The 16536-nt window shown below is 36.8% G+C and carries 13 protein-coding genes and 1 pseudogene; 6 read left to right on the top strand and 8 right to left on the bottom strand.

Annotated elements, in window-relative coordinates:
- Positions 1-615: pseudogene (locus H6F62_RS13525) on the top strand (addiction module component); the annotation flags it as partial.
- A gap of 265 nt (positions 616-880) precedes the next feature.
- On the opposite strand, the gene H6F62_RS13520 reads toward H6F62_RS13525, so the two are convergent.
- The 3 genes from H6F62_RS13520 to H6F62_RS13510 form a co-directional block, all read right to left on the bottom strand.
- A complete protein-coding gene (locus tag H6F62_RS13520) occupies positions 881-1087 on the bottom strand; it encodes a hypothetical protein (RefSeq protein WP_028082131.1) in 207 nt (68 codons plus the stop codon).
- A gap of 103 nt (positions 1088-1190) precedes the next feature.
- Positions 1191-1595, bottom strand: a complete 405-nt coding sequence (locus H6F62_RS13515) for a biopolymer transporter ExbD (RefSeq protein WP_190372256.1) — start codon at positions 1593-1595, stop codon at positions 1191-1193.
- A gap of 72 nt (positions 1596-1667) precedes the next feature.
- Positions 1668-4577, bottom strand: a complete 2910-nt coding sequence (locus tag H6F62_RS13510) for a DUF3131 domain-containing protein (RefSeq protein ID WP_190372255.1) — start codon at positions 4575-4577, stop codon at positions 1668-1670.
- Between the two features lie 278 nt (positions 4578-4855).
- Between H6F62_RS13510 and H6F62_RS13505 the strand changes: the two genes are divergently transcribed.
- Together H6F62_RS13505 and H6F62_RS13500 are read left to right on the top strand one after the other, a co-directional pair.
- Positions 4856-6886, top strand: coding sequence for a glycosyltransferase (locus H6F62_RS13505; RefSeq protein WP_190372254.1), 2031 nt, complete (start codon positions 4856-4858; stop codon positions 6884-6886).
- Positions 6887-7109: 223 nt separating this feature from the next.
- Positions 7110-7442 (top strand): STAS domain-containing protein, encoded by a 333-nt coding sequence (locus tag H6F62_RS13500; protein ID WP_137909488.1) that lies wholly within the window; start codon positions 7110-7112, stop codon positions 7440-7442.
- Positions 7443-7654: 212 nt separating this feature from the next.
- On the opposite strand, the gene H6F62_RS13495 is transcribed toward H6F62_RS13500, so the two are convergent.
- The gene (locus H6F62_RS13495) at positions 7655-8860 is read right to left on the bottom strand and encodes a SpoIIE family protein phosphatase (RefSeq protein ID WP_137909489.1); all 1206 of its coding nucleotides are present in this window, start codon (positions 8858-8860) and stop codon (positions 7655-7657) included.
- A 122-nt stretch (positions 8861-8982) separates the two neighbouring features.
- Between H6F62_RS13495 and H6F62_RS13490 the strand changes: the two genes are divergently transcribed.
- On the top strand, positions 8983-9402 hold the full coding sequence (locus H6F62_RS13490; protein ID WP_137909490.1) for an anti-sigma regulatory factor: 420 nt from the start codon (positions 8983-8985) through the stop codon (positions 9400-9402).
- 178 nt (positions 9403-9580) lie between these two features.
- On the opposite strand, the gene H6F62_RS13485 is transcribed toward H6F62_RS13490, so the two are convergent.
- From H6F62_RS13485 to H6F62_RS13475, 3 genes are all read right to left on the bottom strand, one after another.
- Positions 9581-10624: a 3-deoxy-7-phosphoheptulonate synthase gene (locus H6F62_RS13485; protein WP_028091296.1), complete on the bottom strand. Its 1044-nt coding sequence runs from the start codon at positions 10622-10624 to the stop codon at positions 9581-9583.
- Positions 10625-10997: 373 nt separating this feature from the next.
- A complete protein-coding gene (locus tag H6F62_RS13480; protein WP_137909491.1) occupies positions 10998-11375 on the bottom strand; it encodes a DUF1823 family protein in 378 nt (125 codons plus the stop codon).
- A 57-nt stretch (positions 11376-11432) separates the two neighbouring features.
- A complete protein-coding gene (locus H6F62_RS13475; RefSeq protein WP_137909492.1) occupies positions 11433-12221 on the bottom strand; it encodes a dienelactone hydrolase family protein in 789 nt (262 codons plus the stop codon).
- Between the two features lie 518 nt (positions 12222-12739).
- Between H6F62_RS13475 and H6F62_RS13470 the strand changes: the two genes are divergently transcribed.
- A complete protein-coding gene (locus H6F62_RS13470) occupies positions 12740-14845 on the top strand; it encodes a M3 family metallopeptidase (RefSeq protein ID WP_137909493.1) in 2106 nt (701 codons plus the stop codon).
- 83 nt (positions 14846-14928) lie between these two features.
- Here the strand turns inward: H6F62_RS13470 and H6F62_RS13465 are convergent, their stop codons facing one another.
- Complete coding sequence (locus tag H6F62_RS13465) at positions 14929-15165, bottom strand: hypothetical protein (RefSeq protein WP_137909494.1); 237 nt, start codon at positions 15163-15165, stop codon at positions 14929-14931.
- Between the two features lie 333 nt (positions 15166-15498).
- On the opposite strand from H6F62_RS13465, the gene H6F62_RS13460 reads away from it, so the two are divergent.
- Positions 15499-16497: a cyanophycin synthetase gene (locus H6F62_RS13460; protein ID WP_137909495.1), complete on the top strand. Its 999-nt coding sequence runs from the start codon at positions 15499-15501 to the stop codon at positions 16495-16497.
- Positions 16498-16536 lie beyond the last annotated feature (39 nt).

Here is a 16536-nt window from a genome sequence, read left to right as displayed (position 1 = left end):
ACAGCGAAACAAGTTAAACGTCACAAAATCAAATCAGTTTTTGACAAGTCTATTGCCAAAGGGAATAGTGCCAAAGCCGATAGAATCAAACGGAATAACCTCGGTAAAATCAAGTGGAACAACCGAGAAACATCATTTCAAGGTAGGATTCAAACAATAGTTTTTACGGCTACATATCACTTGATGACTGATGCAATCAAGGTAGCTTTTGAAGATTTGACGGAAGCAATAAAAAGCAAAAAGCCCTTGCGAAAACGCATGAAGAGAAATGTTTCTTCATGGTGCAAGGGGGTAGTTGCGGATGCTCTCAAACAAGTTTCAACCCGTGTAGGTTGCACGGTTGTTACTGTTAATAGTGCATATACGTCACAACTTGACTCCAGATTTGCTACCTTAACGGGTAGTAGAAATGGTGACAAGTTTACCGGACATGATGGGGTCGTAATGCACTCAGATACTAATGCTGCTGACAATATTCTAGCAAGAATGAGTGATGTTGAAATCACTCGATATATGAAACATTCCGATGTAAAGAAAATCTTGTTAGAAAGAAGTCAGAAGTTTCGGGATTCCTTAATGGAAACCGAAGCGATAACGGGCAAGGATAAGCCCTAGACTCTAGAACCTGAAGTCAGGTCAATCAGAGAGCGAATTATCAGCAATTGACACTGTTTGACCAAGGTTTAACTACGTTAGTTGTGTATCTCCCGACAATCTTGATTAGCAAAGACTCAAAACATTTCTCTAGAGTGGTTGATCAAAAAAAAGAGTTTTAGGATTAATCGAAAAGTATTAGGAGATGTTTAATGATTAAACACAGATAAACGCAGATAAAGAACGATGAATTTACAATTTTCAAACCAGAGGCGATTTCTCCAGATTAATCAAGTTTTAAGGCATTAACTGGCACATCGTCCCAAGATTTCACTGTCCGTAATTTGGCAATCCAGCCTGCTGCTGTTTGTACTGCGGTTAAATTATTCTTAAATGACTGATGACAATCAAGTGCCTGAGACTCGTTACAACAGGCAATACAGGCATGAATCATCCCAGAAGGATCAATTTGCTCATTTACCCAAATAGTCATAGTCTATCCTCCTTAAAAGTGGCGGTTATTTTTTACATTTCACAAATCAAAAGCAAAAATCACAGGTTAAGTAGAATACCTCTAGTAATTAATAACTCAATGGTTAGGGTTTTTGAGTAGCGATCGCTAATTTTGCCCCTGGTACCTGACGCACTTTATCCATAACTACCACAACTTGACCATGAGTGGCACTTTGATCAGCGTTAATAATTACAACTACTTCTGTATTTTTTCCCTTTAATTGTTGTACCCTGGTTGGTAAAGTATCTAGGGTCACAGGCTGACGGTTTAAACTTACATCCCCTGCTGAGTCTATTGTAACAGTAATGGGTGTGGCTGATGATTGGGTTTTGGCGGTGCCAGCTTTGGGTAAATTAACTGGTAATCCTTCGGAACGATTTAGAAATAAAGTTGACATAATGAAAAATGTCAAAATCGCAAAAATGACATCAATCATCGGTACAATATTAATTTGGGCTGGTATATCAGGTTCATCTGGTAGACGCATGATCATTTATCTCCTCTTTCATAGCGACAAGAATAAAGTAATTCTAACCTCAAGTATCTAACCATGCAAAAGTTAATTCGTGCCATCTTTGACAGTAATCCAGTAATGTTCAGTGCCATTACTCACAAATTGTGTTTTTGGAGTAGTAGTATTCGGTAGACCCCGACCAGAATTACCATCGGCCACTGCTTGCCACCAGGGTGATTTCATATCCGTATTAGGACGGAGGAGGGGTTGTTGCTTTGTTGCCGTGTACAGTAAAGATTGTAGAATCATACTGTTAGTGCTACTAGTAGAACCAAGAGCAGTTTTACCTGTTTTTTCATAAAAACCTTCATAAAAGCCCAGCAAAGGGTTATATAAGTCCGTTGTTGCCTTGATTAATTCCTGAGTATAGCTATCCTTAGGCAGTAAGGCATAATAGGCAAATGCCACAGCCGAACTGACTAATCTTCCCTCTGGTAGTAGTTTACCATCATCATCTAAGGCTACCCAAGGCTGATTTTGACCAATAATTGAACTGTGGACAGTGTAAGGTTGACGCTCAATGAGAGTAGTAGCTGAGGCAGTCAGAGTCTCAGTATTACGGTAGCGTTGGGCTTGAGCTTGATAGACTGCCGTAAAGAGCGATCGCATTTTTGGATCTAAACCAAACTCTAGAGCATACAGCAGGAAAGGATTACTAACGGTATATTGATTAACCTTTGATTTTGTATCTTTACGAAGCCGTTCAATGGGAACTTCTACCCCCTCCACTGATGTTGTTTTATATTCACCACCCACAGCAGATTTATCAACATTAAACCCCCACAATTGAAAACCTCTAGCAGCATATTCTTCATAACCCAAACGGGTTTCAGGATTAATTCTCGGGACTAACCGCCCACTTTTATCTTTGGTGACATTAGCACTAGAAAGAATACCTTCCCGCACAACCCGCAAGTATGACCAATCGAGAGCAATTTGATCAACAACTTCCGTGTATTCGGGATGATCTGTTTTTAAATTATAAAGGGCTGCTAATAGTCTTCCCACATCCAAAGACGACCAACCAGTACCTTCAGGAACTGGATTACCACCATAATCTACTGGTTGCAATGTTCGCGGATCATAACCCCGACTCGGTAATTCCCCCGCATACAGCGGTATCTGCGCTAAAGCAGCCAACAACTGTCGAATGCGCTGATCAAATTCCTTGGGAGAAATTATATCCATTGCCCATGCTGCATTGAGCGCTGTTAGATAATCTCCTAATCCCCACAATGTTGAACCCTTAACATCAGAGCGATCGCTCACCAATCCTGTTGTAGGCTGAGAATTAGCAGAGAAATAGTTCCAGGCCGCTTGAGCGTAACGTCTTTGCACAACTGTTAAAGGTTTAGGTAATGGTTTAGCTGGCTGCGGGACACCCAATGATGGAATAGGTTTAACTATCAGCGGTGGTGGGTTAGTCGCTGTATTAGTCTGGGCAGGTGTAACATTTATGGGAATAGGATTTTGGGCTGGAGTTGGGGAATTTGCAGCAGGTGGTTTAGAATCTGAAGGTTTAGAATCTGAGGGTTGAGAATTTGAGGGTTGAGAATTTGAGGGTTGAGAATTTGAGGGTTGAGAATCTGAGGGTTTAGAATCTGGGGGTTTAGAATCTGGGGGTTTAGAATCACCAGACGGTATTTTTGCAAAACTCACCCCACTACCACCAATCAAGGGACGATTTCCTCTAGCCTTATAATATAAAATCTCCATGATCAGGCCATTAGTATTACCTGTCAAGGATTTATTAGGTTTTTTTGTTTCTTCATACAGTCCAGCGTAGAATCCACCACCTTTAGGATCACGTAAATCCTTAACCGCATCAAAAACCTTTTGAGCATAAGCATTACCTGGGTAAAGATAGCGCCAGCCAAAGGCAGCTTTAGTGCTAATATTCCGCAACTCTGTATAGGACTTATTTTTCTCCGTAATTGTCGCCCAAGCAACTCCATTGGAGTATATAGTATTGTAGAGAAAATAAGGAGGTTGATCAATGTTGTCCTCAGAAACAGCAGTTAGTTGTCCCGTAGATTCAAAGCGTCGCTTTTGTACTTCTAAAATGTCAGCAGCATATTTTTTTAAATAACCTTCTAAGCCAAATTCAATACCATCAAGAATATAAGATTCACTCACTACATAATTATTAGCATTAGTGCTTTGAAAATCACGGGTATCAACAGGAATTTTCACACCGTTAATATCTACAAGTTTGAAAGGCTCTAAAGCCGCCGCTTTGGGTGCTTTAAATCCCCATAGTTCATAACCCCTAACAGCATATTCCTCATAACCAAGTCGCCCTTCTTGTACCAACAATGTTTTACCATTAGGTAAGACAAGCGCTCCGTAAAGTTGGTCATCTTTCAGTGATCTTGCTAACTGCCACTTACTGAGAACTCCCTTTAGCCAATTTTTATACTGAGGATGACAAGTGCCAATAATATGAAAAGCAGCCAATATGCGACCAATATCCAAAGCAGACCAACCCAGACCCTTTTCTAGAGGTTTATTACCATAATCAGTCATTTTTCCATTAGCAGCATTATATACCTTATTTGGTAAAGCGTTTTCAAATAAACTAAGATTAGCAAAATTGGTAAGAAATTTGTTAAAGCGCGAATCAAATTCCGACTGGTTAATCAAATTCATCCACCGCGCTGCATTCAAAGCCATTAGGTAATTACCAATGTCCCAGAGAGTACCAGAAGGATAACCACCAGTAGAATTAGTAAACCCTGTATTTGCTTGATAGTTATTGACAAAATACTGCCAAGCTGCACGAGCGTAAGTCTGTTCCTCTGGTGTCAGAGGCACTGAAATTTGACTACAGCCATTAGGAGTAGAATTTTGTGCTAAAGATGCTGTAGGCACACAGAACAAAAATTGCAGAAATGCCCCACTTAGGAACAATGCAATCCATCTTAATAGTTTGTAGTGACGGTGTTGCTGTATCATTTACAAATAAAATTTGAGAACCATTCAGGGGACTAAAGTGCTAGAGAAGAGAGAATCATTTCGCTATCGTTAGAAATGACACCAAAAATCTGATACATTAAATAACAACTCTACTTTACCAAGCTACAGGAATTTTAAATGATGTCTAAAAAATATCAAGGACTATAGGGTGGCTATAGCCCACCATGGGAATAGTCCAATCAAAAATCAAATACGGGACTCCTAGAGAAACAAACAACCGCTAATTGACTAATCTAAATTTTATTTTTGGTAGCAAAATGAACTCAGCGTCCTCTAGCTATGATGCAGCTAATTTTTCCGGTAATAGCCGTTCAACACTGAAAAAAAGAACCTTACTTTTTCGGTATTTAGCGGAAATAAACTTAATTTTGGGGGCTTGGTATTTACAATGGCGGATAACTCATTCTATCAACTTTGATGCTCTATGGCTGTCTATTCCTTTATTGCTGGCGGAAATTTACAGCTATTTCGGGGGAGTTATGTTTGTCATTGGACTATGGCGGCCTATAGTCCGACAAGTTAAGTCCCTTCACCAGTTAAGCCCACCCCTTCCTAGCTCTGATTGGGCAACTGTAGATGTGTTTATCACCTGCTATAATGAGCCATCAGAAATGGTGGAAGAAACTGCTAGAGCAGCTTTAGCAATAGATTATCCAACCACAAAGCTGCGTGTATATGTATTAGATGATGGTAATTCTGAACAAATGCGAGCCATGTCAGAAAGATTAGCTCTAGAGGATTTACAGTCACCATTATTACAACAGGAAGCTAATCGAATTGACGCGGAATTATCTACTTTAAATCAACGAATTGAGCAACTAGAAAATCTAGCACCTGACGTAAAAGCTGCTGAAGAATGGCTGCAAAAATCATCTTCTAAATCAGAAAATACTTTCGAGGATATTCCCGCTAGATTTGTCCACAGTTTACAACAGTTTATTCTCTGGTTAAATCCTCAACATCAAAAGAGTCATCATGGCAGTAAATCAACTATATATGAACATCTCAATCATGAACGCAGGGCATTAGAATTAGCAATTCGTCAAAAAGAATTAGAACTTGTGCAACTCGTTAGGTTACGGTATATTGCCCGTCCTAAACAACCAGGAGTACCTCATCATGCTAAAGCAGGTAATCTCAATTACGCCATTTTTTCTGGAGAAACCACAGGGGATTTTATTCTGACTTTAGATGCAGATCATATTCCTAAACCAGCATTTTTAAAGCGAGTTTTGCCATATTTCTATACCTATAATTTGTATTCAGGAAAATATGAGTCAAACCGCATTGCATTTGTACAAACTCCCCAAGATTTTTATAATATTCCCCCTGGAGACCCCTTTGGACATCGAGCCAATTTATTTTATGGACCCATTCAACAAGGTAAAGATGGCATGAATTCAGCTTTCTACACAGGTACAAATGCAGTCCTCAGAAGAGAAGCATTGGTTAGTGTGGGTTTACAATATTTTGCAGATGAATTTGTCAAAGATGGCAAAAAATTAGATGAATTTGAATTAATTGGTGGTGTTTCTAGCAATAGTATTACCGAAGATATGAATACAGCCATGCGGTTGCATAGTTCTGGGTGGAAATCAATTTATCATCATGAATTATTAGCAGAAGGACTTGCTCCTGATGATTTAAGTTCTACCCTCAAACAGCGAATGCGCTGGTCTCAAGGCACAATTCAAGTGTTAATGAGAGAAAATCCTCTCACCAAACCAGGACTGACATTTTGGCAAAGATTACACTATTTTAAGACAACATATAGTTATTTTTCTGGGTTTGCAACTTTGATTTTTATTGCTTGTCCCATTATCTATTTTTTTACGGGAACTATCCCCGTGAAAACTTATGGCTTTGATTTTACTATCCATTTTCTTCCAGCTTTTATAATTAATAGGTTGACTTTTTTAGCCGCTGGTTGGGGAATTAATGCTGCGGAATTATGGCGTTCAGAACAATATTCTATCTCTTTATTTCCCCTATTCATTCAATCTGCATGGAGTGTATTAACCGGACAACCTATTAAATTTCAGGTTACACCTAAGCAGCGACAATCAGGAATCTATCTCCAGCTAATCTGGCCACAACTAACTGTGTTTATTTTAATAATTTTAGGTATAATATGGAGTGTATATCGTTTCGCTATTGGTCAGTTAGAAACTCCTTGGGTTTATTTGATCAACACATTATGGGGTATATATATTTTATCTCTACTTTGGGCAATTATCAGCGCTGCTGTTTGGCAACCACAGGACTTACACAAAATACAAGGAAAGTAGAGGTAATTCATGAATTACCTCTAAGAGGGTGTTTCAACAGAATTGTATAGAACCTCACCCCTCACCTCCTCACCCCGTGGGCAAAGTTAATGAAAGTCCTTATTGCTTGTAAATCTATTTTTTAAAGTTATACAAAATGCCTTAAATAGTAGTATAATTTTCAATAGATATGACGATTTTCCCATGGCAAATTTACAAACTAACACAGAAAGGAAGATAATTTATGACTTCTAAAATTCACGTCTTTGAACCATCAGGAATTTTAAACGCCACCTCCGGTAATGAATTACGTCGTCAAATTACTGATATCATTAATAATGGAGTTAATATGCTATTGATTGATATGTCAAAGGTGACGTTTATTGATAGTTCTGGTTTAGGTGCTTTAGTGGGAGCAATGCAAAGTGTTAGAAATGCTAAAGGAGAACTATTTGTATGTTCGATTAATGATCAAGTCAAAATGTTATTTGAATTAACGAAAATCAATCGAGTTTTGAACATATTAAGTAATAGAGAAGTGTTTGACAGCAAAGTATTAGAACTAGAAAATGCTTAATCGTTTGATTCTCTAGGTGAAGTTTTAGCAATTCTAAACTTGTACATATCCGGTTTTTCCCAATCTTATCAGGATGAATAGACAAGTCTAGTTGCACACATATGTTTCAAACCCTTAATTTTTTCTTAGTCTACCCAGGTGGTCTTTGTTTGTGTAGTAGGGATTTATAATCTCCGAAAACTTTTCAAACACCCTTAATAAAAGTTAACATCTTAGGGATTTTGACAGCCACTAAAATTAACTCGTAGTAAAGACAAATCATCATCAAAATTTTCGTTGCCGCTGATATTTATAATCTCAGGTAAGAGTTGATTAATATGATTGTTATTTGTCTGATTATGGGTGAGCAATAAATTAACGAAGGAGTCGAAACCCCAAATTTGTCCCCCTGGTTGCAGCAGTTCGTAAGCACCATCACTAAAAATATATAAAGTGCTGTTTTCTGCAACTTCCAAAATAGCAGTTTCAAAACTGATATCTTGTAAAAAGCCAATGGGTAAATCTAGAGATTCTAGTTTTATAACCTTAATGCTGGAGGGATCATTTCCAAATATTACTACAGCTGGTGGGTGTCCAGCATTGCCATAAACTAGCTGATGATTAACACGATTAAAAACACAGTACAAAATGGTAAAGTATTTATTGCCATGTTTACTCATTTGAAAACTTTCATTGAGCGCCTTGAGAACTTCTGCTGGTTGACAAAAATTAGTATTTGGTAGAGACTGTGATCGCAAGATATTCAATACAGATACAGATAGCAAAGCCGATCCTACACCATGACCAGAGACATCTAATAGATAAATTGCCAAATGCTCATCATCAATCCAATAGTAATCAAAACAATCCCCACCCAACTGTGCTGAAGGTACAAATAAAGATTCTATGGTAACATATCCTACAAGTGGTAATGGTAACAGCGATCGCACATAATCAGCAGCTTCAGCTAGTTCAGTTTCTAAAACTTGCTTTTGATGCTGTAAATCTTGATTTAACTGCTCTAAAATTTGCTTTTGATGCTGCAAATCTCGACTTAATTGATGTAGCCTTAATCCTGCTCTTACCCGTGCTTTTAATTCATTCATCTCAATGGGTTTAGAGATAAATTCATCTGCTCCTGCGTCCAATCCTCTGACACGATCATCTTCCTCTCCTAAAGAAGCTCCTTTTGCAGTCAGAAGAATAAAAAAAGTTGTAGCTAATTCGGGATCTGACTTAATCTGACGACACACTTGTAAACCATCTATCCCAGACATTACCCAATCACAGATAATGAGAGCGGGACATAATTTTTTGGCTTCTATTATTCCCTCTTCGCCATTAGCCGCTATGGTAACATCATAGCCCTGGGTTTTCAGCGTTTTTTTCAAAACCATTCGTAAGATAGGATCATCATCAATGACGAGGATTTTAAACATTTTGACCATTAAACAGTTTGAATAATTACTTATTAATTACTCTACATTAAATCTTGTCTAAGGATTTACATTTTTCACATTTTGAAAATACACTCATAGTCAAATATTCTATGGATTGACCAATGAATCATAAAATCTACCTAAAAACCGATACAGATATTAATGCTACAAGTGAAGTTTTATCCTGGCTGGAGCAAATCAACCAGCCCCCATTTAATAATCAAACAATTTGGTGGGAATTACAAACACTACTAGTAGAAGGATTTATTAATATTGTAGAACACGCCCACAAAAAATTGCCCAGAGAAACTCCGATTGAATTAGAAGTTATTAGACTCGAAGAAGATATAGAAATTCGGATATGGTCTTGGGGAGAACCTTTTGAGTTAGAAAAGCAATTGCAAATAACTTCAGCATTAGAGGATAATGATCAAGAACGAGGACGGGGATTGCAAATAATGTCCTCCATTGCCGACAAACTATCTTATAAACTAACAGATGACAATCGTTATTGTTTATTTATCAGTAAACATTATTGTTAGAATATGAAATTTATTTTGTACTACTACTAGACATGGCGTGAGAAAAAATCTAGGGACAATTGATGAATTATCCCTATAATAGTTTCAGGTTAGCCACATTTGATACTCACCAGATGTCTATTGGTAATAGATTTATTCCATTCATCTGTGGTATAAATACATGAAAACCGCTGTAGATTTAAGTCAATTTGGCGTGAGCAGCCAAAATAATTCTTTCTGTTTCTTCCCAATTAATACATTTATCAGTTACGGAAACACCATATTTTAAATCTTCACGATTTCCTGTAATCGGTTGACTACCTTCATACAAATTCGATTCTAGCATCATTCCCACAATGGAACTATTACCATCTAATATTTGCTGAATAATATTTTCAAACACCATCGATTGTAACCTGTAATCTTTATTAGTATTACCATGACTACAATCAACAACTATTCTTGGTGATAATTTAGCAGCTTTTAATTGTTCTTCCACTAATTTAATGTTCTCTGCATCAAAATTAGGCTGAGTTCCACCACGCAAAATTACATGGCCATGAGCATTTCCCCTAGTTTGAAATACACTCACTTGTCCCTTTTGATTAATACCTAGAAAATTATGGGGCGTTCTTGCTGATTTGAGTGCATTTACAGCTACTTGAATATTCCCGTCAGTACCATTTTTAAAACCCACCGGCATAGATAAACCACTAGCCATTTCTCGATGTGTTTGTGATTCAGTTGTTCTCGCGCCAATTGCAGACCAAGATACCAATTCACTGATATATTGAGGAATAATCGGATCAAGTGCTTCCGTGGCAGTTGGTAATCCTAACTCTGTCAACTTTAACAATAAACTTCTAGCAATTAATATCCCCTTTTCTACATTGAAAGAATCATCCATTTCCGGATCATTAATTAGTCCTTTCCAACCTACGGTAGTTCTCGGTTTTTCAAAATAAACTCGCATAATTAATAGCAGTTTATCCTCAACTTTTTTCGCTAAATCTAGTAATTTTTCCCCATATTCTATGGCTGCTTTAGGATCATGAATTGAACAAGGACCAACAACAATGAATTTTCGTCTATCTTGGAAATCTAGAATATGTTCTATTTCTTGTCTGAATTTTAAAATTGTATTTTCAGCGGTTTTAGTTAAAGGTAATTTTTCTTTGACTTCATTAGGAGTTAGCAAAACATGAGAACTCTTAATGTTAGTGTTAATTAATTTGTGGATCATAGCAGAAATCTCTTGATTTGTGTTATACGTTAGCAATCCTAAAACTTATGTGACACTGTTTTTTATTCTCTTTAAGTCTAAATTAGTTAGTTAACAAAAAACAAGTTGCACAAATTCAGGTAGGATTATTATGTGCAAGGGTTGATATATATTAATATACACAGCTTTTTTCAAAAATACAATATAAGTCTGTGTTATTTCCATAACATTAGCTGCAAAAAGATAATTCAATACCTAAACCGAAATCAGAAGTAATTAACCACAGATAAACGTAGATAAACGCAGATGAAGATAGATACATTTATAAGCTTGATAATTATGTATAGATTATTACCAAGAAATTGGTTTTCAAGGTAGACGCTGTTTAGTAATTTTACTCAATTTTCCCACTGGTGATTAACATATAACTTAATAACCAATTTGCGGAGGTGGCTCTGCGAGTTTGTCGCGGACCAAATTCACCAATTTTGTAACCTTTAAAACCTAATTTTTCTTTAAGTAGCTGTTTATTTTCAGGAGGAATAGAACGAGTTAATTTCATAATTGCTGGCCGAGAATCTATAAAATCCGGTGGTTGGGGATATTCGTCTCTCCATGTCGTCTCTACTTGACTATGATCATAGGTTTCTGTTGTGGTATCATAGCGATAACCTAAGTAATACCATACTAATTGGTTTACGGTAGCATCATTAATTGTATCATTAATGATTGCCCAAATTGTTTCTGTATTCAAGGGTGGTAGGTTAGACATGATTTTAAGGGAATAGGGAATAGGGAAATATTTTCTGACTATTGTTATATTATTTAGCTATTTAGCAAATATTTCTACAAAAAACTGCTTCATTGCTTGCCAAGAACGCTGATCTGCAATTGCATTATAAATAGCACCTTTGGGATTATTCTGGGCTTCTGGGTTAGTGAAAGAATGAAGCGCACCACCATAGAATATTAACTGCCAGTTAACATTACCTAGACGCATTTCTTTTTCAAAAGCTTGTACTTGCTGTTCTGGAACAAAAGGATCATCAGCACCATGTAATACTAATACTTTAGCTTTGATATTTTTAACATCATTAATATCGGGAGTGTCAAGATTACCATGAAAACTAACTACACCCGCAATATTAACACCACTTCGAGCTAATTCCAATACTGTACCACCACCAAAGCAATAACCAATAGCAGCAATACGTTGAGAATCTGTTAAAGGATACTTTTGTAGAACCTGTAACCCAGCTTTTGCTCTTGCGCGGAGTAATTTGCGATCTTGACGATAAATATTTGCTTGTTTAGCTGATTCTTCTGGGTTTTTTGGTCTAATTCCTTTACCATAAATATCTACTGCAAAAGCTACATATCCTAATTTAGCTAACTGTTGAGTCCGTTTTTTTATGTAAGACTGTAAACCATTCCATTCATGAACCACTAACACACCAGGACGCTTAACTTTAACGACATCATCATAAGCAAGATATCCTTCTAATAAAGTATTCCCTTGCTTATATTCGATTGTTTGAGTTCTAATTGCTGCTAATACATGACTAGAACTCAATAATACTATTGCAGGTGTTAGTAAAACAGAAAGCAAAAATTTCATAACTTTATTCACTCGTTAAAATTGATGGCTCTTCGGTACTTATTATGGTAAATTACCATTCAGTAAAAGGGAACAGGGAACTCTTAACAGGTAAAAGAGAGAATATTTTGCGATAATATTCAAACATATAGCTGATTTCTTATACGTAGCAAGCTTTATGAGATTTTTTTTGCTCAGATATCGCATATTATGTACTCAAGATGCAAATTGATTATGGTGAATTATGACTACAGAATTAGAGAAAATAAAAGTAATTACTTGCAAAAAAATTGCTACAATGTTGGTTTTGCAATTTTAGTAAAGGGAAAGTTTATCGTCACGTTTTTGACTTGTGTTCATTATATCACATAGATTACCTGGAAGATGTTTTCAAGCCAAAAATAGCGCGGTAAAAGTCATGCGTATCCATTTGGGCTTATTCCTAAAAAGGCTGACTTTTATGCTTGCTAAGTCAGCATATAAAGCAAGAAAAATCAATTTTTGTCCCCATTTAACTCCTCGGCTATTAATTCACTACCATGCGTGCAACTGCTACTATTTCTCAAAATCCTTTACTTCAAAGCTCTGGTTTACCCGCATTTGCGGATATTAAACCGGAGCAAGTCGAACCAGCTTTTTCTTACCTGTTAGCAGAACTTGAAAAGCAGTTAACTATCCTAGAGGCAAATATACAGCCTACTTGGACTGGTTTAATAGAACCTTTAGAAAAATTGACAGAAAGACTAAATTGGAGTTGGGGAATACTCAATCATTTAATGGGTGTTAAAAATAGTCCAGAACTACGTAGTGCTTATGAAAAGGTACAGCCACAAGTAGTTCAGTTTATAAATATCCTGGGTCAAAGTAAACCTATTTATAATGCTTTCAAAGCAATTCGTAATAGTCATACCTGGGAAACTTTAGATTTAGCCCAACAGAGAATTATCAAAGCGGCTATTCGGGATGCAGAATTGTCAGGTGTCGGCTTAGAAGGTGAAGACAGAGAGCGTTTTAATGCTATTCAGATGGAATTAGCAGAACTAGCCACTAGGTTTGCTAATCATATCCTAGATGCCACTAAAGGCTTTATTTTAATCCTCACCACCTTGGATGACATTGACGGCTTACCAAGCAGCTTGTTAAGTCTTGCAGCCCAAGCTGCTCGTGCTGCTGGAGAGGAAAATGGCACACCAGAACATGGCCCTTGGCATATTACTTTAGATTTTCCCAGTTATTTCCCCTTTATGCAGCATAGTACCAGACGGGATTTGCGGGAAAAAGTCTATAAGGCTTATATTACCCGAGCATCTTCTGGAGAATTAGATAATAACCCCTTAATTACCCGCATTTTAGAGTTAAGAAAGGAACTAGCTCAATTAATTGGCTTTGAAACCTTTGCTGAACTCAGTTTGGCTAGTAAAATGGCTCAGGATGTTCCCTCCGTAGAAAAACTTTTAGAAGAACTCCGTCAAGCTAGTTATAATGCTGCTGTTAAAGATTTAGATAAACTTAAAGCTTTTGCAAAGAATAAAAAAGCAGCAGAAGCAGAAAATTTGCAACACTGGGATATTAGTTTTTGGGCTGAACGTCAACAGGAGGAAAAATTTGCCTTTACGGCTGAAGAGTTACGCCCCTATTTTCCCCTCCCTCAAGTCCTAGATGGTTTATTTGGGCTGGTAAAAAGGCTTTTTGGTGTCACGGTAACTTCTGCTGACGGCCAAGCACCAGTATGGCATGAGGATGTCCGTTATTTCCAAATTGCTGATCAATATGGTGAAACCATTGCCTATTTTTACTTAGATGCTTACAGTCGTCCCGCTGAAAAACGTGGTGGTGCTTGGATGGATGCTTGTATTCACCGCAAACAAATCAAAGAGAATGCTGTAACTACTATCCGTCTCCCTGTCGCTTATTTGATTTGTAACCAAACTCCCCCTGTGGATGGTAATCCTAGTTTAATGGCTTTTGATGAAGTTGAGACATTATTTCATGAATTTGGACATGGTTTACATCATATGCTGACTAAGGTAAATTATCTGGGGGCAGCAGGTATTAATAATGTTGAATGGGATGCAGTAGAATTACCAAGCCAATTTATGGAAAATTGGTGTTATGACCGCCAGACCTTATTGGGTATGGCCAAACATTATCAAACAGGTGAACCATTACCAGAACATTATTACCAAAAGTTGTTGGCGGCACGTAATTACATGAGTGGTTCAGCTATGTTGCGACAGATATATTTCAGCAGTGTGGATTTGGAATTACATCACCGCTATTGTCCCCAGGGTCAAGAAACTGTCACAGATGTGCAACATCGGATTGCTAAGTTGACAACTGTGTTACCACCATTACCAGAGGATGGGTTTTTGTGTGCCTTCGGTCATATTTTTGAAGGTGGTTATGCAGCGGGTTACTATAGCTATAAGTGGGCTGAGGTGCTTAGTGCTGATGCTTTTGCTGCTTTTGAAGAAGCGGGTTTGGAAGATGAGGCCGCAATTCATGATATTGGTAGACGCTATCGAGATACAATTTTAGCATTAGGTGGCAGTCAGCATCCCATGGATGTCTTTAAAACCTTCCGGGGACGAGAACCCAGTACCAAGGCTTTACTCAAACACAATGGGCTGCTAACTGACCCATAAATTGGCACTTGAAGGTATAAGAGGACAAAACAATTCAAAATCCAAAAGAAAACCTGTTCCTCTTACCTCTGGACTGAGTGAATTTATATTACAGCTTCTTCACGTTGACAATCAAAGAAAAGCTCAAAATCAGCATCAAGAATTAACTGGCGTATGTGCTGAATATAACCTTCTGCATCTGAACGACTACGGAATCTGGCAACAATTACTTTTTCCTGTTCGGTAACGACACGGGCTATAGCCCAGCCATTCAGCCTTTTTCTGTAAGCTATGGCTTGATGTTCTGAAGTGGTGTTTTTGTAATCCGTATTTTGTGGCATGATTATTTTATGCGTATGAACTTGAGTGAAGGGCGTTACTTTGTGTCTTAACCAAGAATGTACCATCGCTTTTTATTGATGATGCCACCTTGGTATTACATATTTTCAAAATTGTCAATACGTGATGCAACAACTTATTTTTTAACAAAATTTACTTTTATTTGCTGCTAAGAAGTAAATACTGATTTAATTAGTATTTAAACTTCCATAAGTATTGATTGCATGGTTATAAGCTATACCAATTTTCAACTATTTGAGATTTTAGATTGTCAAATATTTACGAATGTTGCTATACTTTTTCCGTATAATCTGAGATAGTCTGGAAAAATAAAAATGTCAATTACATCAATTATCAAAAAAGTAGCATTGGAAATAGGGGCTATAGTTTTAGTTGAACCAGAATATGAATTAGTCGGACATATTACATTTAAAAACGGCAAAAAGTCAGTTTTTAGTCATAGCAAATTAGATATTAATGGTTTTGGGGCAGCTGAGTTAGTTAAAGATAAAGCATATAGTAATTTTTTTCTGAAGCAGTTTGGATATAAAGTTACAGAGGGAAAAACTTTTTTTAATGATAAATTATGCGCTAAATTAGCAAATCTCAGAAATATTGATGATGGATTTAATTATGCAGAGTCCATGGGATTTCCTGTAATTGTTAAACCTCTCAATCTTAGTCAGGGAATATTAGTTACTAAAGTATATAATCAGACAGAATATTATGATGTAGCTGATAAAATATTCCAAATTAAATCAGGATTGATTGTAGAAAAATTTTATATTGGTAATGACTATAGAATTGTTGTTTTAGATAATGAAGTGATTGTTGCCTATCAAAGGATTCCCTTATTTGTTGTCGGTAATGGTATATCTAATGTTTTAGAGTTGCTACAACAAAAGCAGGAAAAATTTATTAGCCTCGGCAGAAAAAACGGTATTAAAGTTGATGATTTCCGCATTGATAAAAAATTAAAAACGCAAAATCTTAATTGGGATAGCGTGATTCCTAATGATCAGATTGTTTATCTTTTAGATAATGCTAATTTATCTAGTGGAGGTGAGGCTGTAGATTTTTCGGAAACTATTCATCCAGACTTTCAAAAATTAGCAATTAATATTACTAAAGATATAGGATTAAGATTAGCAGGAATAGATATACTTACCCATGATATTACTATGCCAATGACAGATTATACGCTAATTGAAGTAAATGGTTCTCCCGGGTTAGATCACTATGCTGCTAGTGGTAAATTAGCAGCGCAAAAAGTAGAAGAATTGTATTTAAAAATTCTCAAAGCATTAGAAAATGACATAGCAGTTGCCAGGTAAACAAAAAAATACTCTGTTCCCTGTTTCCTGCTATTCTAT

The organism is Anabaena sp. FACHB-1391 (assembly GCF_014696755.1).
Taxonomy (GTDB): Bacteria; Cyanobacteriota; Cyanobacteriia; order Cyanobacteriales; family Nostocaceae; genus Dolichospermum; species Dolichospermum planctonicum.
The sequence above is the reverse complement of the archived record's forward strand: the minus strand, read 5'-3'. Positions and strand labels throughout refer to the sequence as shown.